This is a genomic window from Flexivirga alba, assembly GCF_042661025.1.
Taxonomy (GTDB): domain Bacteria; phylum Actinomycetota; class Actinomycetes; order Actinomycetales; family Dermatophilaceae; genus Flexivirga; species Flexivirga alba.
Genome location: NZ_JBHSWH010000001.1, coordinates 3572665 through 3592021, shown reverse-complemented (window position 1 = coordinate 3592021; position 19357 = coordinate 3572665). Strand labels below are relative to the sequence as shown.

Below are 19357 nucleotides of genomic sequence, written 5' to 3'. Positions count from 1 at the left end.
GCCGGCAAGAGCGGGTATGGCGCGGGTATGGACCAGCACAACATCGACGACATACCCACAGCGATTGAGATCGCCGGCGCGGTCACGGCGCAGCACGGCATGATCCGCGCCGCGTTCCACGCCGCGAAGACCGGGTCCGAGGAGGATCAGGAAGTGGCCACTGAGCTGCTGTTGCGGTTGCTCGCCATGCACGAAGCAGCCGAGCAGTTGACGGTCCACCCCTCGCTCGCGCACGCCGGGGGTGGTCCGGTCGGGGTCGGCGACGACCGCATGGCCGAGGAGCGGCAAACGGTCCAGCTGGTCGAGCGGCTTCAGGAACTCGACCGCGGGTCGTACGAATACAACATGCAGCTCGCTCTGCTCGAGGAAGCCGTCACGCATCACGCGACGGCCGAGGAGGCCTCTGAACTGCCGTTGTTCGCCGATCTCGGCGCCCCCAGCGACTGAGGATCGGGCAGGCGCTGCACGCGGTCGCGACCGCGGTGGAAGGCGAGTGCCCGATCGAGTACGGGGACTTCTCCACCATGGTTCGGGACAGCACCACCTGGCTGGCCGGCTGACGATGCGAAGTAACGGTGTGATGCCTTCCATGTCCGATGCCCAGCAAGACCGCCCGCAGCGAATCGTGGTGGTAGGCAGCGGTTTTGCCGGTTTCGAGGCCGCACGAGGGCTCTCGCGCCGCCTTCGTCGCGCGAGTGTCTCCGCCGAGATCATGCTGGTGTCGCCCGACGACTACATGCTCTACACACCACTGCTGCCGGATGTCGCGGGTGGCCTGCTCGACCCGAAGTACGTCGCCGTACCACTTTCGAAGACGTTGCCCGACGTGGTGTTGCGGCCGGGGCGTGTCGCAGCTGTCGATCTCGACGCGCACACCCTGCAGCTGCGGGACCAGATCGCGGGAACATCCGAAATGCATTGGGACAAGCTGGTTCTCACGCCCGGCTCGGTGACCCGGCTGTTCGATGTCCCCGGTCTCGCCGACAATGCCCACGGGCTGAAGACCGTCGCGGAGGCGCTCTACCTGCGTGAGCACTTCCTGCGCGAACTCGAGCTCGCCGACCACGACCCCGATGAAGAGCGGCGGAAGGCTCGTCGAACGGTGGTCGTGGTCGGGGCGTCATACGCGGGCACCGAGTTGGTGACCCAGTTGCGGAAAGATCACGCCTCCCACGGCACAGCACGCCACACGGCAAGGCCGGGTCGTCGCCCGGAACGTGGCCGCGAGCCTCGGCGTCGGCGCCCCGATCAACTACAAGCACCACGACCTCGGCCTGGTGGTCGACCTCGGGCCGGGTTTTGCAGTCGCGAACCCACTGGGGATCCGGCTCGCCGGTCGCCCTGCCAAGTTCGTCACCCGCGCCTACCACCTCTCGGCGCTGCCCCACGCGCCGAATCGGTGGGCGACGGCGGCGGCCTATCTGCGCGACACCGTCGCCACGCGACCAGTGTCGTTGCTCGGGCTGGTCGGCTCGGAGGCAGCGAGCTTCCGCAGCAGCGAGGACGTCTCTGATGACCGGCACGACTGAGGGTCGGCCGACGCGGCAGGCCGCGGACAGTGCATTCGCACGGGCTCGGCACGAGACGGTGCGGTATCACGAGGAGTTCTATGCGTCTGCTGCCGTGGGGCAGCCAGGTACTTGGATGGAGGAGCCTGACCAACTGATGGTCGACGCACTGGAGAGACTTCCGCAGCGCGGCACGGTCACGGCTTACGACCTCGGCGCCGGTATCGGCCGTCATACGCTCCCAATGCTGAGTCGGCTACCGGCTGGCTCCGAGGTGTATGCCGTCGACCTGCTGCAGTCCGCCCTCGATCGAATCAGCAGCGCCACGGTGCCGCAGGACGGCACAACGCTGCACACAGTGCAGTCGGACCTGGCCGACTTCACCTTCCAGACGGCGGCTGACCTCATCATTGTCTTTTCGGCCATCGAGCACCTGCCGGACGAGGGGGCCATTCGCGTTCTGCTGGAACGGATTCGAGCCGCTCTGAACCCTGGTGGAGTGGTGGCAGCAGGAATCATCGCCGACCGATTCGAGGTCCGCGAAGATGGGACGCCGCGAGCGGCGCTGTTGGAGAGCGGACTGTCTGCCGCTACAGCTGCGGACCTGCTCGCGGACGTGTTCGGTGCGTTCAGCGTTGACTATCTGCGCTCGAATCTCGCTGAGGTGGACGAAGAACGGGATGGGGAGCGCTACACGCTCCGCTCTACGCTCGTCACCTTTCTGGCAAAAAAACATCAGTGAGCCCGTCGACGACGGCTGACGCGCGAGTACCGTCATGGACAGTCGGCGATCTGGTGGAGGACAACGCTCAGGATCCAGACGGAAGCCGTGGATTGAGCCGGGTCATAATTCGCGCAGCGGCGCCATGTCTGCAGGTAGGTCGCGATCATCAGTTCGGGCGCACGTTCGGGTCGCATGCGTCGGATCAGCCCGAAGACCTGGACGGAGGTGGCGTCGTAAAGCCGTGCCAAGGCGGCCAGGTCGCCACCTGAACATGCGAGCAGCAGACCGGACAGCATTTCATCCTGTAACGCGGGTGCTGCCGACGCAGTCAGAAGATTGATCTCGGGGTGGCGCTTGCGGCGTGGAGTCTCGGACATGTAGGCCTCCCGGTCGATCACCAGACGATCGCCGAGGTCGTTCGTGGCGCCGCGGCAACACTCCAATTCGTGAATGCTGAGTCGTACCCACCGGCCGCCTGGTGCATTCCCTGCCGCGCGACGCGTCTCTGCGAGGCGCCCGCACCGGTGGCATGTCATCGAGGCATCGGATCCTGCCCATCCGTGTCGGACAGCTCTGCATCCAAGCGTTCCAGTACCCGCTGGACGAGGATGTCTGAGCCCATCACCTGATCGCGAATCGGCGGCCAGCCGTCACCGTCGCCCATGTCGGACTCGACGCCCGGTCGAACGTCGTGGTCGACGACTCGGACGACGTCGCAGTCCGCGCCGGGCATCGCCTCCAAGACTTGTCCGGACGAGGCGCTGTTTCGCCGTTCGACGTTGCAAGGCAAGCGACAGGAAGAACCATGCTGAACAAGCAGGTGCATCCGGACGACCTGCGAGGGCTGCCGTTCCACGCCGCTTCACTGGCCGCGGTCGGGCTGTGCGTCGGCCTGTGGATTCGCGCGAAGACGGTCGACGAGACCGAGCGCGGCAACGCTGAACGCCGAGCGCTGTTCGTCGGTCTGTGGCCACCTACCCTCTGGATGATCGGAGACACGGTTCGCGGTTGGGACAAGTAAGTGCTCAGCCGAAAGGTCTGCCGAGTTGCTCGGTCATGCCGGTCTCGCCAGCTGATCGACGGCTGCGGCGAACACGCTCGGCGCAACGGATGCACTGTGCACGATGTGCCGGCGTACCACGGAGAGCCGCGTCGTCATCACGAGTCCGCTGGTCAGGGCGGTATGCCGCCATCCGATACGTCGCCACGCCGCTTCGTAGCGCGACGGGGTCCCGGCAACCACCGCTTCGACGGCGGCACGCGCCTGCGCCATCCCGATCGCAATGCCCTCGCCGGTGATCGCATCGATGTAACCCGCGGCGTCACCCACCAGTAGGACGCGACCGGCGACTCGTTGCTTCGAACGCTGCCGCAAGGGTCCGGCTCCGCGTGGACGGGAGCGCACCTGGTCGTCGATACGTGCTGCGAGCAGCGGGAACCCTCGCAACAGTTCGGCCAGTGGACGACGATCCCTGCTCAGCACCGCGACACCGACCTGTCGCGGTCCGACGGGAGTGACGTAGGCCTCGCCGACGGCTGACCAATGCACCTCGACGTACGACGTCCACGGCTCCATCTCGACGTGACAGCGCTGGCCGAAGCGGGGGCTGCTTGCCGGGGGACGGTCGAGCCTCAGCGCGCGTCGCACGCGGGAGTGCAGTCCGTCTGCGGCGATCACGTACCGCACTGGGGCGCCATCGACCTCGACGTGGTCTGCTGCATTGAGGACCTCGTGCACCCGCCGTGCCTCAGTCGTCACACCCGCAGCCTCGACGCGACGCGCGAGTGCCTGTTGCAGGACCGTCCGGCGCACGCCCAGGCCGAAGTCTGCTCGGAACGCCGCCTCGGCAGTGTGGCGCGCGTCGAGGTAGCGGATGCCGCACAGTTGTCGTCCTTCCGGTCTGACCCCGAGATCGCGCAGTGCGGCGACAGCGCCCGGCATCAGCCCCTCGCCGCACGCCTTGTCGATGGGTCCGGTCCTGGGCTCTCGGATGACGACGTCGAGGCCGGCGCGGGCGGCATACAGGGCGGTGGCCAGCCCGATCGGGCCGCCTCCGGCGATGAGCAGATCACGCATGGGCCGCGCGCGTTTCCTGGGGCAACGACGCGAGTGCCGCGTTCTCGGTGCGGATGCGCACGGTCAGGAGCGCAGCGTTCAGGACGGTGAACACCAGCGCGGTGATCCAGCTCGCGTGCACCATCGGCAGGGCAATGCCCTCTACGACCACGGCGACGTAGTTCGGGTGGGCGAACCACCGGTAGGGGCCCGATCGCACCGGCGCCAACCCGGGGACGACGATCACCCGCGTGTTCCAGCGGTGGCCGAGGACGCTGATGCACCGCCAGCGCAGGCCTTGGGCGGCGACGACGAGCACGAGCATCGGCCAGGCGAGACCAGGCGGAACCTCGGGCCTGCGCACAAGGGCCTCGACCAGCATCGCGAGGAGAAGTCCGGTGTGCAGCACGACCATGGCCGGGTAGTGGCCCTGCCCGGTCTCTCGGCCACCGTGCGCCAGACTCCATGCGGTGTTTCGCCGGGACACCACCAGCTCGGCCAGTCGTTCGACGCCGACCAGGGCGACCACGAGGATGAACGCGGGCAGGCCGGCCAGTGCCGTCACGACGCCTGCCGCGGGTCGGTGGCGCGCAGCAGCACGACCTCGGAGCAGAATCCCGGGCCCAGCGCCAGCAGCAGCCCGTAACTGCCCGGTCGTGGTGGCCGGTCGCGCAGGGTGTCCTGCAACACGTGCAGCACCGAGGCCGACGAGAGGTTACCGATACGCGCCAGCGAGTCCCGAGTCAACGCGACGTCGTGCTCGGTGAGGCCAAGGAGTCACCCAGTGCGTCGATGACCTTCGGCCCGCCGGGGTGGCACACCCACCAGCCGATGTCAGCGCGCGTCAGGCCGTTGTGCTCCAGGAAGTCGTCGACGTCGTCGCGGATATACCGCTGTACGACCGCCGGCACTTGTGCGTCGAGCACGATCCGCAGGCCGCCTTCACCGACGTCGAAACCCATGATCCGCTCGGAGTCGGGATAGAGGTGGCTGCGACTGTCGAGCACCTCGATCGGACCGCCGTGTCCCGTCCCGCCGTGTGCGACGACCGCCGCTGCCCCATCCCCGAACAAACCGCTGGCCACCAAGTTGGGAATCGTGGTGTCGTCGCGCTGGACGGTGAGCGAGCAGAGTTCGACGGTGACCAGCGCGGCGACCTTGCAGGGGTGTCCGACGAGGTAGTCGTGCAACCGCGCAACGCCTGCGGCGCCGGCGACACAGCCGAGGCCGACCATCGGGACTCGCCGGACGTCGGGGCGAAGACCGAGTGTGCTCGCGATCCGAGCATCCAGCGACGGGATCGCCAAACCGGTGACAGTTGCGCAGATCAGGTAGTCGACGTCCGTGGGTGCCAGGCCGGCATCCTTGAGCGCATCTTGCAGCGCCTGCGCGCCGAGCGGCACGGCGTGCTCGATGAACAGGTCGTTGGCAGCACCGAAGCTGTCGAGCGTGCCGTAGTCCTGCAGTGGCAGAACGACGTGGCGAGTGTTCACTCCGACGTTGCGGTGCAGCCGGCGCAGCATCTTCTCGTCCAGCCCGCCGCGGGCGATGACCTCGGCGAACGCGTCGGTGATCTCGTCCTGCGTGTGACGTTGCTGCGGTAGCGCGCCCCGAACCGCGAGGATCTCCATGTCAGTGTCCCTTCAGACGGATGAGTTGGTTGCGTACGAGACCACAGGCAAGAGAGGCGGCCAACCGCGCAGTGAGCCGGCCGCCACCTAGCCCGAGTTCGACCAGATCGTCGAACGTCCGCTGGTCGTGGGCCGCGCTCGTGATTCCGGCTTCGACGATCGCTGGACGCGTTGTCAGTCGCGCCGCCAGCCAGGTGTGGTGCAGGTGCGTGTTCAGCTGGGCACGCACGGCGCCGCGGTACCGTGCGGCCACGTCGCCACGGCCGCCGTCGACGGCAGCGCGGGTCAAGGCTGCGTAGTAGATACCTTCACCGGTCATCGGATTCACCAGCCCGGCCGCATCGCCGGCATACAGGACGTGGCCGTCGGGTTGCTCGGAGTGCCAGCCGTACCTGGACAACGGGCAGGTGGTGTGCGCGCCACCGGCTGCCGTGCTGCGATGGCCCGCCGACCCTGGGTCGGCGCGAGGGACGCGCGGATCACCGAGTGCGCGCCGTCGGCGCTGATCAGGGCGCGTGTCCGGAATTGTTCGTCGATCACAACACTGGCTCCGTCGACGCGCGCGTCGCGCACCCTGTGGTGGGCCAGATGTGCACCGGCGCTGACCGCGCGTTCCACCAGCCGTGTGTCGAACACCTCACGCGGAATGACGTACACCGGGCGAGCCATCAGCCCTCGGACAGTCCGGGAGCCTCGGGACAGCTCGAGCTCGCGCAGCGGCGTCCAACCGTCGACGATGGCGCCGACGCCCAGACTGTCCAACACGTCGATGACCTGTGGCGCGAGTCCGTCGCCGCAGCTCTTGTCCCTCGGGAAAGTTGCGCGGTCGAGCAGGAGAACGCGCGCGTTGGGCTGCTCCTGCAGCACCGCCAGTGCGGCTGAGGAACCGGCCGGACCCGCGCCCACGATGACGACATCCCATTCCTCGCTCATCCGGCGACCAGCAACAGTCCGACGTCAGCGACAGCGATACCCATAGCGGCGTAGAACGGCGTTTTCCCGTCACTCACCATGGCCAGTCCGGCGAGCACGGCCACGACAGCGGCAACGGCGCCTGCTGCAACCGGCTCGGTCCGGGCCTCGATCAACAGCAGCAGGACCGAGGCCGCGAGGAGGCTCGTTACAGCCAGCAGGCTTGTCCTGCGCGCGCCGAGACGATGGGCCAGACCGTGGATGCCGGTTGCCTCGTCGTCGGCCAGATCGGGCAACACATTCATCAGATGCGCACCGACGCCGAGCAGAGCGCCTGCCACCGCAACCCACCACGGCGACGTCGCACCGCCGGCGAGGGCGACGGACACCGGAAGACCACCGAACGCAACGGCATACGGCAACCAGGACAGCACTGTTCCCTTCATCCCGAGGTTGTAGGACCAACCGGCAGCGACGCACGGAAGATAGACCTCGGAGAACCCGATGCCGTTACCCAACGACAGGACAACGGTCCCGATGGCCGTGACTGCGCAGGCGACTCGTCCGGCGCGGATGGACAGCTCCCCGGTGGCGAACGGCTTGTCCCGTCGAGCCGTGGCGCGGTCCCGGTTGACGTCGATCAGATCGTTGCTCCACCCGATGGATAGTTGTCCGGTCAAGACGGTCGCGGCGACCAACGCGATGCGTGAAGCCGGTAAGCCGATCGATACGCCATACGCCGAGGCGAGCACAGTGACCGCCAGGCTGGGGCCCGGGTGGCAAGCCTTGAGAAGTCCGCGCAGTTCGCGTGCTTCTTCGATGGGGCGCCGTGGCCTCCCGGTTGAGAACTTCCACCGCTTGCCGCGAGCGGTGGTCGACGCCGACGTGCCGAGACCGAGAGCGCGAAGCAGCGTGCCACCGAACCGGGTGGCGAGTCCCACCGGGTGGTCGGCTACGAGTGCGTCGCGTGTCGCGATGTCCCAATCTCCGCTGCATTTGTCCAACGGCTGCCGGAGTGGCACCCAACAGGGCTATGCCCGGCCACCCGCGGTTTGAAACCATGAGCCGCGCGGGCGATGAGGACGTCAGCCCTTCACCGATGCCTTCGACCCGGGAAGGTCGGGGTCGGCGGACGCGTCGGGTTCGGCAGCGGGGATCGTGGGTAGAGCAAGCGCATGGCACTCATATCCAGTACAGGATTTGCTCATGTTCGGCTCACCGTGACCGACATCGCCCGGTCGAAGTCGTTCTACGACCAGGTGTTCGGGTGGCCGGTGGCCATCGACGCTTCCGACCAGGTCGACGAGCCGGGGGTCAGGGCCTCACAGGAGAAGTTCTATGGCGGCACGATCTATCAGACACCGCAGGGCACCCTGTTCGGGTTACGCCCGGTCGGCACCGATGGTTTTGACCCTGGCCGGACCGGGCTGGACCACGTCAGTTTCGCGGTCGCCTCCCGCGCCGAGCTGCATTCGGCCGCTACAGCGCTGGACGAGGCGGGGATCGAGCACGGCTCGGTCCAGGATCTGCCCGCCGCCGGCCTGGCGATCCTGTCCTTTCAGGACCCCGACAACATCAACGTCGAGCTGACCGCACCTCTCACCTGACGGTGCTCGATCTGCAGGTTCAGGCCACCCATCGCGAAGTCGAGCAGCGGCCCACCCAGGACGTTGCGTGACATCAGGACCTGCCGCCGCAGGAAGTCAACCTTCACGCCCGGCGGCACCAACGGCATACGTTTGTGGTTCGGCGCGAAGGAGCCGCCCAGCAGGACCCCGAACAACCCCGTCTGTAATGCGAAGAACGCCGCTGGCTTGCCGACGGGCAACAGCAGCAGTAGAGCGAGCGGGTACGCCGTCAGGCGCACCCCGATGAGCAGGACTTCTGCCCAACACCGCTGCAGCGGCCTCTCGCTGGCCACGGTTCGGACACTCTGCAATTGAAGGTTCAGTCCCTCCAAGGTCAGCACTGGAAAGAACAGCATCCTTGCCGGCTGGCGAAGGCCGCGGCCATCCCGTGCCGTGCCCGGGCCACGACCGGGGTGAACGCGAGGGCTCCCGACGCGATGTCCGGATCGCTGCCTTCCTGGTTGGGGGACGCGTGATGCAGGGTGTGCTCTTGTCCCACCAGCCGTAACTCAACCCCAGGAACAAGCCGCTGAGTACCCGGCTGGTCCACTCGTTCCACTGCCACGACCGGAAGATCTGGCGGTGGGCGCCGTCATGACCCAGGTAGCCGATCTGCGCAGACCACACCGCCGTGAACGCCGCGAGGGTGCCGATGATCCGTGACCAGTACCAGCCGTAGCGACGGTCCAGCAGATGGCTCTCCATGAAATGCCCGGTCCTGGACGTGGTCGCGACCCCGCCTGAACGCGAAACACCCCGCAGATTCGGACGATTCGCTCGCTCGTTCTGCAGGGTGTCGTGCAACTTCTGGTGTCCGGAGGGGGACTTGAACCCCCACCCCCGTTAGGGGACTAGCACCTCAAGCTAGCGCGTCTGCCATTCCGCCACCCGGACAAATGGGTGTGTCGACCGTCCTCGCAGCCCGGCCAACGAGCGGAAACACTAGCACGCAGTAGCCGGTTTCCTTCAATCGTGCCACGGCCCGCGGCACAAGGCATTCGCCATACGCGCCACGGGCCCTCGACACACAGATCTGGTCGCTCAGACGTCGAGCCCGAAGTCCTTGATGACGCCGGCGAGGCCGCTGGAGTAACCCTGACCGACAGCGCGGAACTTCCACTCACTGCCGTTGCGGTAGAGCTCGCCGAAGACGAGCGCCGACTCGGTCGCGGCGTCCTCGCCGAGGTCGAAGCGGGCGCCCTTGTCGTTGTTGGTCGGGTCGTCGGCGTCGAAGACGCGGATGAATGCGTCGGAGACCTGACCGAAATTCTGGCCACGCGCGTCGGCCTGGTCGATCGAGGCGATGAAGGTGATGCGCTGGACGTCGGGGGAGACCTGGCCGAGCGACACCTTGATCTGCTCATCGTCACCGTCACCTTCACCGGTGCGGTTGTCACCGAGGTGCTGCACGGAGCCGTTGTCGCCGGTCAGGTTGTTGTAGAAGACGAAATCGGCCTGGCTGCGGACCTTGCCGGTGTCTGCCAGCAACAGCACCGACGCGTCCAGGTCGAACTGTGCGCCGTCGGTGGTCCGCGGGTTCCAGCCCAGGCCGACCATCGCGGTCGTCATACCCGGCGCTGCCTTCTCCAATGAGATGTTCGCGCCCTTGCTCAGATTGACCGGCATGTGCTGTCCCTTCATGTCTCTGGCTGCTTTCAGGTATGACGCTAGCCTCTCGCGGTCGTTCCCGTATGTCGGAGGTGGAAGGCAGACTGCAGCCATGCTGTTGGAGCAGGTCATCTCGGTGTCGCAGGCCGTGCGGGCGACACGATCCCGGTTGGCCAAGCGGGACGCGGTCGCGCAGCTGTTGCGCGATGCGAGCCCGGGCGAGGTGCCGCTCGTTGCGTCATACCTTGCGGGGTGCTGCCGCAGCGACGGATCGGTGTCGGCTGGCGTGGACTACGCGACGCTCCGGAGCCGAGTGACGACGCCGCCGTGACGGTGACCGAGCTCGACGACGTGCTCTCTGCAGTCGCCGCGGTGAGCGGGGCGGGCTCGGTCGGGCAACGCAAGGAATTGCTGGGGAGTCTGTTCGGCCGGCTGACTGCTGCTGAGCAACGCTTCGTGACCGGTCTCATCCAGGGCGAGCTGCGGCAGGGAGCCGGCGACGGGGTGATGCTCGCCGCGATCGCGGAGGCCAGCGGCGTGCCGGAGACCGCAGTTCGGCGGGCGGTGATGCTGGCCGGCTTCACCGCGCCGGTCGCCGCGGCAGCCCTGAACCACGGCGCCGAAGCCGTGGCCGCCGTCGGGTTGGTCGTCGGTCGGCCGGTCCGTCCGATGCTGGCCGGCAGCGCCACCGACATCGGCGCCGCAGTCGATGTCGAGGCCGCGCAGCAGGTGGAGACCAAGCTGGACGGCATCCGCGTGCAGGCGCACAAGATCGGCGACGAGGTCCGCCTCTTCACGCGCAGCCTGGATGAGATCACCGACCGGCTCCCGGAGGTCGTCGAGATCGTGCAGCAGCTCCCGGCGGGTCGGCTCGTGCTCGACGGCGAAGCAGTCGCCCTGACCGCCGACGGCAGGCCTCTGCCGTTCCAGGTCACCGGCGCACGCACCGCGAGCAGTGCCGACCCACAGCGGCTTCGGGAGGAGACGCCGGTGACTCCGATGTTCTTCGACCTGCTGCACCTGGATGGCGAGGACCTGATCGACCGGCCGTTTCGGGAACGGCACCGGCGACTGGTCGACCTGGTGCCGGCGCGGTGGCTCGTGGCGCACGCAGCAGCCGATCGAGTCGAAGCGGCGCGGCACTTCTTCGACGAGCGTGTCGCGGCCGGTGACGAGGGTGTCGTCGTCAAGGACCTCGACGCTCCGTATGCCGCAGGCCGTCGCGGCGCCGGCTGGGTGAAGGTGAAGCCACGGCACACGCTCGACCTGGTGGTGCTCGCGGTCGAATGGGGCAGCGGACGCCGCAAGGGATACCTCTCGAACATCCACCTCGGAGCGCGAGATCCGGAAACCGGCGGCTTCGTGATGCTCGGAAAAACATTCAAAGGTATGACGGACGAGATGCTCCGCTGGCAGACCGAGCGCTTCACCGAGCTCGCAACCGACCGCGGCGACTGGGTGGTGCACGTCCGGCCGGAGCAGGTTGTCGAGATCGCCTTCGACGGACTGCAGCGCTCCAGCCGCTACCCGGGCGGGCTCGCACTGCGTTTTGCGCGAGTCATCCGTTACCGTGACGACAAGCGGGCTGAGGACGCCGACACCATCGACACCGTTCGAGCGCTGGCCGGGCAGTGATCGAGTGCGCCATACGTGGCAGGCTGGTCGAATGACTTCCCACGACACCGATGACAAGGAATTGCGCGCCGAGGACGAGGTTGTCCGCATCACGCAGGATCTGATCGGCATCGACACGAGCAACTACGGCGACGGCAGCGGCCCGGGTGAGCGCAAGGCTGCCGAATACGTGATGCAGGAACTCATCGAGGTCGGTCTCGACCCGACGCTGCTGGAGAGTGAGCCGGGTCGCGCGTCAGTGCTGGTGCGGATCGAAGGCGAGGACTCCGATCGTGGTGCACTCGCTGTGCACGGTCACCTCGACGTCGTCCCGGCGAATGCCGAGGATTGGCAGGTGGATCCGTTCGGAGCAGAGATCAAGGACGGCTGCGTGTGGGGACGCGGCGCGGTCGACATGAAGGACATGGACGCGATGATCCTGTCCTGCGTGCGCGAGATGGCCCGCACCGGTCGCAAGCCGGCCCGCGATCTGCTGATCGGCTTCCTGGCTGATGAGGAGGCAGGGGAGTCAAGGGCAGTCATTGGCTGGTCGACAACCATCCGGAGCTGTTCGAAGGCGTCACCGAGGCGATCAGTGAGGTCGGTGGCTACTCGGTCACCTTCGACGGCAAGTCCGGCCAGCAACGTGCCTACCTACTGCAGACCGCGGAGAAGGGCATCGCCTGGCTGCGGCTGCACGCGCACGGGCGAGCCGGCCACGGCTCGGTGCCCAACGACGAGAATGCGGTCGTGCGCCTAGCGCAAGCCATCGCTCGCATCGAGGCACACGAGTGGCCGCGCGAATACATCGCCTCCGTGCGGCAACTGTTGGACGGTTTGAGCGACCTGACCGGCGCGACCTACAGCGACGACGACCTTGGCCCGATCCTGGACAAGCTCGGTGGTGCCCGAGGGTTCGTCGAAGGCACGCTGCGCGACACCTCGAACTTCACCATGCTCGACGCGGGCTACAAGCACAACGTCATACCCCAGAGCGCGTCCGCGTCGCTGGACTGCCGCTACCTGCCGGGCCACGAGGACGACCTGATGGCGATCATTCGCGAGCTCGCCGGTGAGCACGTCGAGGTCGAGGTGCTCCACCACGACATCGCGCTCGAGGCGCCGTTCGACGCACCACTGGTCGAATCGATGAAACGCGCACTGCTGTCACACGACCCGCAGGCCGCGATCCTGCCCTACTGCCTGTCCGGTGGCACGGACAACAAGGCGCTCAAGCGGCTCGGGATCACTGGCTATGGCTTCGCCCCGCTGCAGTTGCCGGCCGACCTCGACTTCGCGCCGATGTTCCACGGCATCGATGAGCGAGTCCCGGTGGAGTCGTTGAAGTTCGGTGCCCGGGTGCTCGGACAGTTCCTGCACGACTGCTGAGGGTTTCGACACGCCTCCTACGCTGCGCTCCTCCGGCTACTCAACCAGTTTGGTGCGCATCACGCAGTGCGGCGGACGCGGATGATTCGGCGACGCAACCAGACCTTGCGTGCGCCACCCAGATAAAGGCGGCTGCGGGCCAGCTCCCAGTGGCCGTATTCCGCCTGATCGGTGATCGCCTGGCGGACCTCGGACCGACTCATATCGCGGGGAAACGTCAACACGCGGAACTCGTACTCGGTCATCGCGATCATTATCCCTCAGTCATCCGCGGATCCGACCGATTGACAAGGGCGTTGCTCTATTACGAATCCGCTGTGACCGGGTACGGTCAAGCCATGACCGCTGAGCCGCGTGCCGCATTGTCCGCCCTGGTGAGTGCGTTGGAACGACACTTGGAGGCCGCTGCATCACGCCGCAGCGAGAACGATCCATCGGTGGTTGCGGCATACCGCGACCTGGCGGATGCGTTCGAGGATTACGACGACGCACTCATGGACAACTATGGCGAGGTCACTCCGCTCGAGGTCTACGTCGGCGATGACGACGAGGATGACGAGGACGATCTCGAGAGCGACGACCCCGAGACCGACGACGATCTCGATGAGGACTCCGAGGGACAGTACATCGGCCTTGCCGGTGACGACACGGACGACCTCGATTACGAGGACTCCGAGCGGTAGTTAGTCAGCCGACCCGCGACACGTCGTCCAGCGCTTGCGCTATCTGCGGCGGCAACTGAGTTTCGGCGCTCGCCAGCACCGTGCGCAGCTGGCTCCGGTTGCGAACCCCGACCACCAGTGAGCTGATACCCGGCCGGGTGCGCGCCCAGCTCAACGCGATCTGTGCCGGGCTCGCGCTCAGACCCTCTGCGGCTGTCGCCACGGCATCCACGATCGAGTCGGAGGTGCCGCCGAGGCGGCGAGCGGCCCACCCGGAGTGCCGACCGGAGGCTGCGCGAGAGTCGGCAGGCACGCCCCGGCGGTACTTCCCGGTCAGCACGCCGCCGCCGAGTGGTGCCCATGCCAGCAGGCCTGCGCCGACGTGCTGCGCAGCGGGAAGGACCTCGGCGTCGGCACCCCGCTCGACGAGGCTGTACTCGATCTCATTGGCAGTCAACGGAATTCGCGCCTGTTGCAGGATCGAGTGCGCTGCGACGAGCTGCCAGCCGGAGTAGTTGGAGACCCCGACATACCGAGCGCGTCCAGTAGCGAGAGCGTGTTCCAGCGCCGACATCGTCTCGGCGAGCGGCACGTCATCAGCCCAGGTGTGCACCAGCCAGAGGTCGAGGTGGTCGGTGCGCAACCGCCGCAGCGACGTGTCCAGCTGGCTCAGCAAGGTGCCGCGCGAGGTGTCGACCACACGAGAGCCGGTCGTGCGCGAGATGCCGGCCTTGCCGACGAGGACGAGTTCGTCCCGACGCCCGCCGGCGACGAACTCACCCAGCATCTCCTCCGCGGCCCCGTCCGTATAGCCGTATGCCGTGTCGATGGTCGTTCCGCCCGCTTCGCGGAAATCGCGCAGGATCTCCTCGGCGAAGATCTCGTCGACGGTGTCGCCCCAATTCATGGTGCCGAGAGTGAGATCGCTGACGCGCAGCCCTGAGCTGCCGAGATTCGCCGATTGCACGGCACAACCGTAGTGGTCGGGGCTCGCCGGGCTGCGCAGGCCGGGCGGTGACCTGAGGAGCGGTGAGGTACGAGCCGCGTCTCGAAGGGCCGCGTCTCGAAGGGTAGCGTCGTCGCCATGGATCTGGGCATCAACCTCGGTTACTGGGGCACAGCGGGTACGGACGACCTCACAGCGATGAAGGAGCTGACGCTGGCCGCGGACGATTCTGGCTACCGCGTCGGCTGGCTGGCGGAGGCCTACGGCTCCGACGTGCCGTCGCTGGCGGCATACCTGAGCGCGTTCACGAAGAACCTCGAATGGGGCAGCGCCGTCTTCCAGATCCCCGCCAGGACGCCGGCGATGACCGCAATGACCGCTGCGACCCTGGACAAGATCACCGGCGGTCACTTCCGCCTGGGCCTCGGCGTGTCCGGCCCGCAGGTGAGCGAGGGCTGGCATGGAGTGCGATTCGACGATCCGCTGGGCCGCACCCGCGAGTATGTCGACATCATCCGACTCGCCTTCGACCGCAAGAACGTCGAATACCACGGCAAACACTTCGAATTGCCGCTCCCGGACGGCCCCGGAAAGGCGCTGCGCCTGCTGCTCCTGCCGGAGCGGGCGCAGGTGCCGATCTACCTGGCGGCCATCGGACCGAAGAACATGGAGCTGACCGGCGAGATCGCCGATGGTTGGCTCGGCATCTTCGTCAGCCCCGAGCACGTGCCAGAGCAGCTCGCGCAGCTGCGCATCGGCCGGCAGAAGGCCGGACACGCTGACGGGTCCCTCGACGGCTTCGACGTCGTGGCGACTGCCGGGCTGAGCCTCGCCGACGATCTGGACACCGGCGCGAACCGGCTGCGCGCGAACGCCGCGCTCTACATCGGCGGTATGGGCTCCCGTAAGAAGAACTTCTACAACGCGCTCGCCCGGCGGATGGGGTTCGACGAGGCAGCGCAGCAGGTGCAGGACCTCTTCCTGGATCGCAAGCACCGCGAGGCGGCGATGGCCGTCCCGCGAGACTTCATCGACCAGACCGCGTTGATCGGGCCACGTGAGCACGTCGCCGAGCGGCTGCACGCGTATGCCGACGCCGGTGTGACGACCCTCAGCGTGGCTCCGGCCGGCGACAGCCTGCCGGATCGGGTCGCCGCGGTGCGGACGCTCGCGGAGATCATGGACTCGGAAGGACTCCGGTAACACATGGCAACGGTTCTGCTGCTGAGGCACGGTCGCACGACCTCGAACACCTCTGGGGTGCTTGCCGGTTGGACCCCGGGCGTCGGCCTCGACGAGACCGGTGAGCGACAGGTTTCCGAGGTCCGTAAGCGGCTCGAGCAGCTGCCGATCGTGCGGATCGTGAGCAGCCCGCTACAACGCTGCCAGGAGACCGCAGCCGCGATCGGGGCAGGTCTACCGGACATCACCGTCGAGACCGATGAGCGCCTGGGGGAGTGCCGGTATGGCGCTTGGACCGGCCGCAAGATCGGTGACCTCGCCAAGGACGACCTGTGGCGGACCGTGCAGGACCACCCGTCCGCCGCCGTGTTCCCACCGTCACCCGACTTCGCCAACGAGTCACTGGCGCAGATGTCCGCACGTGCGGTAGCGGCCACGCGGGAGATCGACGCCGCGGTCCAAGCCGAGCACGGGCCGAAGGCGATCTGGGTGGCGGTCTCGCACGGCGACGTCATCAAAGCGCTCCTGGCAGACGCGCTCGGATCACACCTGGACCAGTTCCAACGCATCGTCGTCGCTCCGGCGTCGGTGAGCGCCGTGCGCTACACAGCGCGTCGACCGTTCGTGATCCGGGTCAACGACACCACGGGCGACCTGACCGACATACCCGACAAGTCCACCCCATCCGGCGACGCGACCCCCGGTGGCGAGACCGGCGCGGAATCGTCGGATTAGGCTGCCGAGTATGCCGACCATCGAATTCGACCACCCCGACCGGTTCATCGCCGGCACGGTCGGTCCACCCGGTGCCCGCACCTTCTTCCTGCAGGTAGTGCAGGGGCGCCGCGTGGTGTCGGTCTCCCTGGAGAAGGAGCAGGTCGAGGTGCTCGCGGAGCGCGTCAACGACCTGCTCGACGAGCTCTCGGTCGACGAAGACCTGCCGGTCGCCGACGAGGACAACGACCCACTGACACCGCCCATCGAGGACGAATTCCGGGTCAGCACACTGAGTTTGGCCTGGGAGCCGGAGCGCAGCGTCCTGATCATCGAAGCCCACGATCGGCAGGTGGAGCTCGAGCCGACCGGCGAGGGTGAGGAGTTGCAAGAGATCACCGACCCCGACGGCCAGCTGGTGCGGGTGTTGCTGGATGCCGCGCACGCGCGCGAATTCGCCCGTCGCGGACTTGCGTCCGTCGCGGACGGTCGCCCGTCCTGTCCCTTCTGCGGTGGCCCGCTCGACCCGACCGGCCACATCTGTCCTCGTGCCAACGGCTATCGACGCTGAGCGGTTGCAGCGGCTGTTGCTCGACGGGCCGCTGGAGGTCGAAGGGCGTCTGGTCGAAGCGTCCAACTTTGTCCTGCGTGTCTGGATCGACGACGACGGCGGGGAACGAATTCCCGCTGTTTACAAGCCGATTCGCGGAGAGCAACCCCTGTGGGACTTCCCCGAGGGAACGCTGGCAAGTCGCGAATATGCCGCCTACCTGATCTCGAGCGCCGGCGGGTGGGACTGCGTCCCGGTGACGGCATTGCGCCCCGACGGACCGCTCGGTGCGGGCTCGGTGCAGCAATGGGTCGGTCCGCTGGATCCGGTCGCCGAGAACGACCTGTTGCGCATCGATCCGGTTGCCGCGGTGCCGACCGGCTACCTGCCGGTGCTGGGAGTTCACGACGAGGACGACCAACCGCTGGTGGTGTCGCATGCCGCGCTTGATGCGCTGCGTGGTGTGGCGCTGTTGGACGTCGTGTTGAACAACGCCGACCGCAAGGCGTCCGCGCTCATCCTGGACGCCGGTCACCTGTACGCCGTCGATCATGGTCTGACGTTGCACGCCGAGGAGAAGCTGCGCACGGTGCTGTGGGGGTTCGCCGGACAGGACCTGTCCCCTGTCGAGATCGGCCGGATCGACGCCGTGCGGGAAGAGTTGGCGGGCCCGCTGGGCGAGAAGCTGCGTGGCGTCATACAAGAGGACGAGCTGGAGGCGCTGAGTGACCGCGTCGACCTGCTGCGGGCGACGGGGCAGTTCCCGGCGCCGCCGGACGACCGGCACCCGCTGCCCTGGCCGCTCTGGTGATTGCCGACCGAGGCGAGGACACGAACGCAGTGAGGCCCGGAGGCGAGGGCAGAGGCGCGACCGAAAAAATGGCGGCTTAAGCTGGAGAGCGTGACGATTGCTCCGTGGACTTCGCCGAATCTGCCCGGTTTACAAGGAAAAGGCCGACAGCTGGCGTTGTGGCAGCAGCAGACCGCGGAGATGGTTCCGCTCGAGGTCGGCGAGACCGCCCGGATGTACGTCTGCGGCATCACCCCGTATGACGCCACCCATCTCGGGCACGCCGCGACCTATGTGACCTTCGACCTCGCGGCGCGAGTGCTGTGGGACGCAGGGCACGAGGTGCGCTACGTGCAGAACGTCACCGACGTGGACGACCCGCTGCTGGAACGCGCAACCCGCGATGGCGTCGACTGGCGGGACTTGGCAACCAGCGAGATCGAGCTGTTCCACTCCGACATGGCAGCGTTGCGAGTGCTCGCGCCCGACCATTACGTCAGTGTCGTGGAGACGATGGATCGGCATGTCGCGACGATCCAGGGGCTCGTCGCCAAGGGCGTCACCTATCTGGTGCCGACGCCGGACGCCGCTGAGGACGGTGCGCAGGACATCTACCTGGACCTGTCCACCCAGCAGACCTTCGGCGCCGCGAGCGGATGGGACCGGGCGCAGATGCTCGAGGTCTTCGCCGATCGAGGCGGCGACCCCGAGCGTGCGGGCAAGCGCGACGAACTGGACCCCCTGTTGTGGCGGGTCGAACGCGAGGGTGAGCCGGCGTGGGACGCCGGCGAGCTGCGCCGTGGCCGGCCCGGCTGGCACGTCGAGTGCACCACGATCGCGCTGGACCACCTCGGCATGGGCTTCGACCTGCAGGGCGGCGGCACCGACCTGATCTTCCCGCACCACGAGATGTCGGCCGTGCAAGCTGTTGCGCTGACCGACGACCCGCCGTTCGCACGCACCTACGCGCACCAGGCGATGGTCGCGTATGACGGCGAGAAGATGAGCAAGTCCAAGGGCAATCTGGTGCGCGTGTCCGACCTGCGGCGGGCCGGCGTCGACCCGATGGCGATCCGGCTGGTGCTGCTCGACCACCACTACCGGACGCCGTGGGAGTACACCGACGACATGCTGGACACCGCCGTGAAGCGGTGGGACCGGTGGACGCGTGCGCTGGCCTGCCGTGGCGACGACAACGCCGCGACCCTGATCGATGGGATGCGCACAGCGATGGCGGGCGACCTGGACAGTGCAGGTGCTGTACGGCTGATCGACGACTGGGCGGCCGGCCCGGACGTGGGCGCTCCGAGTCCGTTGGTCACCGACGCCATCGACGCATTGCTCGGTCTGCGGGCGTAACGGAAACATGCTGGTCTAGCGGAGGAGCGGGCGGGGTCCCCGCGAAGTATTCGGAGGAGCGCAGCGGGGGAGAAACTTCGTGGG

General features: G+C 67.3%; 21 protein-coding genes, 1 tRNA gene and 4 pseudogenes. 13 read left to right on the top strand and 13 right to left on the bottom strand.

Features of this window, described 5'->3' with window-relative positions:
• Window positions 1–27 precede the first annotated feature (27 nt).
• The 3 genes from ACFQDH_RS17755 to ACFQDH_RS17745 all read left to right on the top strand — a co-directional run bounded on the left by ACFQDH_RS17755 (window position 28) and on the right by ACFQDH_RS17745 (window position 2250).
• Complete coding sequence (locus ACFQDH_RS17755; protein WP_382403715.1) at window positions 28–447, top strand: hemerythrin domain-containing protein; 420 nt, start codon at window positions 28–30, stop codon at window positions 445–447.
• Window positions 448–589: 142 nt separating this feature from the next.
• Complete coding sequence (locus tag ACFQDH_RS17750) at window positions 590–1513, top strand: NAD(P)/FAD-dependent oxidoreductase (protein WP_382403714.1); 924 nt, start codon at window positions 590–592, stop codon at window positions 1511–1513.
• Window positions 1513–2250 (top strand): class I SAM-dependent methyltransferase, encoded by a 738-nt coding sequence (locus ACFQDH_RS17745; protein ID WP_382403713.1) that lies wholly within the window; start codon window positions 1513–1515, stop codon window positions 2248–2250. The genes ACFQDH_RS17750 and ACFQDH_RS17745 overlap by 1 nt, the downstream gene beginning before the upstream one ends.
• A gap of 32 nt (window positions 2251–2282) precedes the next feature.
• Here the strand turns inward: ACFQDH_RS17745 and ACFQDH_RS17740 are convergent, their stop codons facing one another.
• A complete protein-coding gene (locus ACFQDH_RS17740; RefSeq protein ID WP_382403712.1) occupies window positions 2283–2630 on the bottom strand; it encodes a sigma-70 family RNA polymerase sigma factor in 348 nt (115 codons plus the stop codon).
• A gap of 134 nt (window positions 2631–2764) precedes the next feature.
• Complete coding sequence (locus ACFQDH_RS17735) at window positions 2765–2965, bottom strand: hypothetical protein (RefSeq protein WP_382403711.1); 201 nt, start codon at window positions 2963–2965, stop codon at window positions 2765–2767.
• 72 nt (window positions 2966–3037) lie between these two features.
• Between ACFQDH_RS17735 and ACFQDH_RS17730 the strand changes: the two genes are divergently transcribed.
• Window positions 3038–3253, top strand: a complete 216-nt coding sequence (locus tag ACFQDH_RS17730) for a hypothetical protein (protein ID WP_382403710.1) — start codon at window positions 3038–3040, stop codon at window positions 3251–3253.
• A 33-nt stretch (window positions 3254–3286) separates the two neighbouring features.
• On the opposite strand, the gene ACFQDH_RS17725 is transcribed toward ACFQDH_RS17730, so the two are convergent.
• The 6 genes and pseudogenes from ACFQDH_RS17725 to ACFQDH_RS17700 form a co-directional block, all read right to left on the bottom strand.
• The gene (locus ACFQDH_RS17725; protein WP_382403709.1) at window positions 3287–4309 is read right to left on the bottom strand and encodes an NAD(P)/FAD-dependent oxidoreductase; all 1023 of its coding nucleotides are present in this window, start codon (window positions 4307–4309) and stop codon (window positions 3287–3289) included.
• Window positions 4302–4853 (bottom strand): isoprenylcysteine carboxyl methyltransferase family protein, encoded by a 552-nt coding sequence (locus tag ACFQDH_RS17720; protein ID WP_382403708.1) that lies wholly within the window; start codon window positions 4851–4853, stop codon window positions 4302–4304. The genes ACFQDH_RS17725 and ACFQDH_RS17720 overlap by 8 nt, the downstream gene beginning before the upstream one ends.
• A pseudogene (locus ACFQDH_RS17715) lies at window positions 4850–5919 on the bottom strand (type III polyketide synthase). Before ACFQDH_RS17715 ends, ACFQDH_RS17720 begins: the two are co-directional and overlap by 4 nt.
• Before the next feature lies 1 nt (window position 5920).
• Window positions 5921–6238 carry a hypothetical protein gene (locus ACFQDH_RS17710; RefSeq protein ID WP_382403707.1) on the bottom strand — a complete coding sequence of 106 codons (318 nt, stop codon included), beginning with the start codon at window positions 6236–6238 and terminating at the stop codon, window positions 5921–5923.
• A gap of 5 nt (window positions 6239–6243) precedes the next feature.
• The gene (locus tag ACFQDH_RS17705; protein ID WP_382403706.1) at window positions 6244–6852 is read right to left on the bottom strand and encodes an NAD(P)/FAD-dependent oxidoreductase; all 609 of its coding nucleotides are present in this window, start codon (window positions 6850–6852) and stop codon (window positions 6244–6246) included.
• The gene (locus ACFQDH_RS17700; protein ID WP_382403705.1) at window positions 6849–7853 is read right to left on the bottom strand and encodes a UbiA family prenyltransferase; all 1005 of its coding nucleotides are present in this window, start codon (window positions 7851–7853) and stop codon (window positions 6849–6851) included. The genes ACFQDH_RS17705 and ACFQDH_RS17700 overlap by 4 nt, the downstream gene beginning before the upstream one ends.
• A gap of 153 nt (window positions 7854–8006) precedes the next feature.
• Here ACFQDH_RS17700 and ACFQDH_RS17695 point away from each other — a divergent pair, with 153 nt between their 5' ends.
• On the top strand, window positions 8007–8438 hold the full coding sequence (locus tag ACFQDH_RS17695; protein ID WP_382403704.1) for a VOC family protein: 432 nt from the start codon (window positions 8007–8009) through the stop codon (window positions 8436–8438).
• Here ACFQDH_RS17695 and ACFQDH_RS17690 read toward each other — a convergent pair.
• The 3 genes and pseudogenes from ACFQDH_RS17690 to ACFQDH_RS17680 all read right to left on the bottom strand — a co-directional run.
• Window positions 8390–8866, bottom strand: a pseudogene (locus ACFQDH_RS17690) (fatty acid desaturase); the annotation flags it as partial. The gene ACFQDH_RS17695 and the pseudogene ACFQDH_RS17690 overlap by 49 nt on opposite strands.
• A gap of 401 nt (window positions 8867–9267) precedes the next feature.
• Window positions 9268–9353 (bottom strand) — tRNA-Leu (locus ACFQDH_RS17685).
• Window positions 9354–9500: 147 nt separating this feature from the next.
• A complete protein-coding gene (locus tag ACFQDH_RS17680; RefSeq protein WP_465253885.1) occupies window positions 9501–10100 on the bottom strand; it encodes a TerD family protein in 600 nt (199 codons plus the stop codon).
• 79 nt (window positions 10101–10179) lie between these two features.
• Between ACFQDH_RS17680 and ACFQDH_RS17675 the strand changes: the two are divergent.
• Both ACFQDH_RS17675 and ACFQDH_RS17670 read left to right on the top strand, forming a co-directional pair.
• A pseudogene (locus ACFQDH_RS17675) lies at window positions 10180–11702 on the top strand (ATP-dependent DNA ligase).
• Window positions 11703–11733: 31 nt separating this feature from the next.
• Window positions 11734–13070, top strand: a pseudogene (locus ACFQDH_RS17670) (M20/M25/M40 family metallo-hydrolase).
• Between the two features lie 59 nt (window positions 13071–13129).
• On the opposite strand, the gene ACFQDH_RS17665 reads toward ACFQDH_RS17670, so the two are convergent.
• Complete coding sequence (locus tag ACFQDH_RS17665; RefSeq protein WP_382403703.1) at window positions 13130–13315, bottom strand: DUF5703 family protein; 186 nt, start codon at window positions 13313–13315, stop codon at window positions 13130–13132.
• A gap of 93 nt (window positions 13316–13408) precedes the next feature.
• Between ACFQDH_RS17665 and ACFQDH_RS17660 the strand changes: the two genes are divergently transcribed.
• Window positions 13409–13753 carry a hypothetical protein gene (locus tag ACFQDH_RS17660; protein ID WP_382403702.1) on the top strand — a complete coding sequence of 115 codons (345 nt, stop codon included), beginning with the start codon at window positions 13409–13411 and terminating at the stop codon, window positions 13751–13753.
• 4 nt (window positions 13754–13757) lie between these two features.
• On the opposite strand, the gene ACFQDH_RS17655 is transcribed toward ACFQDH_RS17660, so the two are convergent.
• On the bottom strand, window positions 13758–14699 hold the full coding sequence (locus ACFQDH_RS17655) for an aldo/keto reductase (RefSeq protein WP_382403701.1): 942 nt from the start codon (window positions 14697–14699) through the stop codon (window positions 13758–13760).
• A 117-nt stretch (window positions 14700–14816) separates the two neighbouring features.
• Here ACFQDH_RS17655 and ACFQDH_RS17650 point away from each other — a divergent pair, with 117 nt between their 5' ends.
• The 5 genes from ACFQDH_RS17650 to mshC all read left to right on the top strand — a co-directional run bounded on the left by ACFQDH_RS17650 (window position 14817) and on the right by mshC (window position 19273).
• Window positions 14817–15881 (top strand): LLM class F420-dependent oxidoreductase, encoded by a 1065-nt coding sequence (locus ACFQDH_RS17650; protein WP_382403700.1) that lies wholly within the window; start codon window positions 14817–14819, stop codon window positions 15879–15881.
• Window positions 15882–15884: 3 nt separating this feature from the next.
• Window positions 15885–16595 carry a histidine phosphatase family protein gene (locus ACFQDH_RS17645; protein ID WP_382403699.1) on the top strand — a complete coding sequence of 237 codons (711 nt, stop codon included), beginning with the start codon at window positions 15885–15887 and terminating at the stop codon, window positions 16593–16595.
• A gap of 10 nt (window positions 16596–16605) precedes the next feature.
• Window positions 16606–17145, top strand: coding sequence for a DUF3090 domain-containing protein (locus ACFQDH_RS17640; RefSeq protein WP_382403698.1), 540 nt, complete (start codon window positions 16606–16608; stop codon window positions 17143–17145).
• Complete coding sequence (locus ACFQDH_RS17635; RefSeq protein ID WP_382403697.1) at window positions 17123–17935, top strand: SCO1664 family protein; 813 nt, start codon at window positions 17123–17125, stop codon at window positions 17933–17935. Before ACFQDH_RS17640 ends, ACFQDH_RS17635 begins: the two co-directional genes overlap by 23 nt.
• 96 nt (window positions 17936–18031) lie before the next feature.
• Window positions 18032–19273, top strand: coding sequence for a cysteine--1-D-myo-inosityl 2-amino-2-deoxy-alpha-D-glucopyranoside ligase (gene mshC / locus ACFQDH_RS17630; RefSeq protein ID WP_382404895.1), 1242 nt, complete (start codon window positions 18032–18034; stop codon window positions 19271–19273).
• The last annotated feature ends 84 nt before the right edge of the window (window positions 19274–19357 follow it).

What these genes read in the sequence shown, in the direction of transcription:
- ACFQDH_RS17755 (WP_382403715.1), top strand. Translation starts at nt 28, where the DNA reads ATGGACCAGCACAACATCGACGACATACCCACAGCGATTGAGATCGCC.
- ACFQDH_RS17750 (WP_382403714.1), top strand. Translation starts at nt 590, where the DNA reads ATGTCCGATGCCCAGCAAGACCGCCCGCAGCGAATCGTGGTGGTAGGC.
- ACFQDH_RS17745 (WP_382403713.1), top strand. Translation starts at nt 1,513, where the DNA reads ATGACCGGCACGACTGAGGGTCGGCCGACGCGGCAGGCCGCGGACAGT.
- ACFQDH_RS17735 (WP_382403711.1), bottom strand. Translation starts at nt 2,965, where the DNA reads ATGCCCGGCGCGGACTGCGACGTCGTCCGAGTCGTCGACCACGACGTT.
- ACFQDH_RS17730 (WP_382403710.1), top strand. Translation starts at nt 3,038, where the DNA reads ATGCTGAACAAGCAGGTGCATCCGGACGACCTGCGAGGGCTGCCGTTC.
- ACFQDH_RS17725 (WP_382403709.1), bottom strand. Translation starts at nt 4,309, where the DNA reads ATGCGTGATCTGCTCATCGCCGGAGGCGGCCCGATCGGGCTGGCCACC.
- ACFQDH_RS17710 (WP_382403707.1), bottom strand. Translation starts at nt 6,238, where the DNA reads ATGACCGGTGAAGGTATCTACTACGCAGCCTTGACCCGCGCTGCCGTC.
- ACFQDH_RS17705 (WP_382403706.1), bottom strand. Translation starts at nt 6,852, where the DNA reads ATGAGCGAGGAATGGGATGTCGTCATCGTGGGCGCGGGTCCGGCCGGT.
- ACFQDH_RS17695 (WP_382403704.1), top strand. Translation starts at nt 8,007, where the DNA reads ATGGCACTCATATCCAGTACAGGATTTGCTCATGTTCGGCTCACCGTG.
- ACFQDH_RS17680 (WP_465253885.1), bottom strand. Translation starts at nt 10,100, where the DNA reads ATGAAGGGACAGCACATGCCGGTCAATCTGAGCAAGGGCGCGAACATC.
- ACFQDH_RS17665 (WP_382403703.1), bottom strand. Translation starts at nt 13,315, where the DNA reads ATGACCGAGTACGAGTTCCGCGTGTTGACGTTTCCCCGCGATATGAGT.
- ACFQDH_RS17660 (WP_382403702.1), top strand. Translation starts at nt 13,409, where the DNA reads ATGACCGCTGAGCCGCGTGCCGCATTGTCCGCCCTGGTGAGTGCGTTG.
- ACFQDH_RS17650 (WP_382403700.1), top strand. Translation starts at nt 14,817, where the DNA reads ATGGATCTGGGCATCAACCTCGGTTACTGGGGCACAGCGGGTACGGAC.
- ACFQDH_RS17645 (WP_382403699.1), top strand. Translation starts at nt 15,885, where the DNA reads ATGGCAACGGTTCTGCTGCTGAGGCACGGTCGCACGACCTCGAACACC.
- ACFQDH_RS17640 (WP_382403698.1), top strand. Translation starts at nt 16,606, where the DNA reads ATGCCGACCATCGAATTCGACCACCCCGACCGGTTCATCGCCGGCACG.